At 60.8% G+C, this 1800-nt stretch carries 2 protein-coding genes; both read right to left on the bottom strand.

The window, feature by feature from the left end:
- Nucleotides 1–1037, bottom strand: a 1037-nt coding sequence (locus tag ACP5VX_RS07175) for a SufB/SufD family protein (protein WP_428725195.1), incomplete at its 3' end; no start/stop codon positions are given.
- A 109-nt stretch (nucleotides 1038–1146) separates the two neighbouring features.
- Nucleotides 1147–1800, bottom strand: a 654-nt coding sequence (locus tag ACP5VX_RS07170; RefSeq protein WP_428725194.1) for an ATP-binding cassette domain-containing protein, incomplete at its 5' end; no start/stop codon positions are given.

Below are 1800 nucleotides of genomic sequence, written 5' to 3'. Positions count from 1 at the left end.
GACTTCTCGACAACTAGCTTCTCGACGCTGCTGATGATCCCCCTCACCTTAGGGGGGAACACGTTCTCCTCTACGCTGATGAACCCCTTCACGAGTAGGCTGACCGCCTCGTCTCTCTTGAAGCCCTTGCTCACCAGGTAGTTAACCTCCTCCTCGGCCAGCCTGCCGATGGATGCTTCGTGTGTGAGAGTCGCGTCCAGAGTGTCCGAGGACAGCTCGGGGACCGCCAACATGTAGGCCTTTTCGGAAAGCATGAGCCCCCTGCACTCCAGGTGCCCCTTCGACCCCCTACCCCTGGCGTGGAGCCTGCCGCGCGTGACTACTCTCGCCTCCTCCCTGGCGAGGGCCTTCGACACAACCTCGGCGCTCGCCTCGTCCCCGTCCAAGTAGACCGCGCCCCCGTAGTCTATGGACGCTCTTCCCAGTCCGAGTATAACCGAGTAGACCCCCGCTCTAGCCCTCGTGCCGAGCTTCACCTCGGGGTAGGTCTGGAGCGTCCTCACCCTAGACAGGTTAGCGTAGTAGTTGAGGTAGTAGCCCTCGTCGCCTACTACAACGGCAGTCCTGGGCCTGACGTGAGAGACGTGGTTCCAGGAGTGCACCATTACGAAGGTGAGCTTCGCCCTCTCGCCCACGTAGAACTCCGATATCCCGATGTGGACACCGGCCATCTCGGGGGCTATAGTGCAGCCCGTCGTGACGACGGCTTCGGCCCCCTCCTCGACCACCACGATGTTGTGCGGTGCCTGTATGCCCCGCGTACTTAGGAAGAGGCACGCCAGTATAGGCTCCTGTAGCCTCGTGTTCCTCTTAACCCTGATGTAGTAACCCCCCCTCTCGAGGAGCGCGGCCGCGGCGGTGTACTTGTCCCTCGCCGGGTCTATCAGCCTCCAGTAGTACTCCCTCGCCTCGTCGGGCCTGTTCTCGACGAACTCCCTCGTCGTCATGATCTCCACGCCGCTGAACCTGCTTAGGTACTTGAAGTAGTTCTGGTCGATCTGGAGGTAGTAGGCCCTACTGGACGTTGTGAACCCCACTTCCTCTGCCCTGGCGGGGTCGAAGTCTCCTCTCCCGATAGCCTCTGTATACTCTGCCAGGTCGACGTCGTCGCCGTACGTCGCCGGCTTTGACAGGGCGGCGCGGGCTCTAGACCTGATCTCCTCTAACCAGCCCCTTGAAGCCGTGCTCGAACACCTCCTCCACTAGTTCAGGGCCCCCACAGTACTGTATGCGCCTGTTCAACATCAGGCATACTCTTGTAGGCCTAATGTACTTTGATATCAAGGCGCTGTGGGTCACAATGAGGACCGACCTCGAGACACCCATGAGGGCCCTGATCCCGTCAGCGATCACCTTGACGGAGTCAACGTCCACACCGCTGTCGGGCTCGTCTATTAGGCCGACCTTCGGCCTCATCGCGAGGAGTGTTGCGAGCTCGACCCTCTTCAGCTCTCCGCCTGAGAAGCCCCTCCCGAAGTCCCTGTCCAGCAGGTACTGTATTTGTAGCGCCGAGGCTATCTCGTCGGCGGAGCACTTGGTCCTAGAGCAGATGGCCTCTAGGAGCGCCCTCACCCTTAGGCCGCTCAGCTTGGGGGGTAACTGGTGTGCGAGGCCGAGCCCCCTCGAGACCCTGTACTCCATGGGCTTCCCCGTCAAGTCCTCGCCTTCGAGGAGGACTCTACCTCTCACGATGTTGTACCCGGGGTAGCCGACGATGCTCCTTATCAGAGAGGTCTTGCCAGTACCGTTAGGCCCGAGCAGGTAGAGTACCTCCCCCTCCTCTAGTGCCAGACTCGTGTT

Source organism: Thermogladius sp. (assembly GCF_049970955.1).
GTDB lineage: Archaea > Thermoproteota > Thermoprotei_A > Sulfolobales > Desulfurococcaceae > Thermogladius.
Note: the sequence above shows the minus strand (reverse complement) of the source record. Positions and strands in the feature narration are given on the sequence as shown.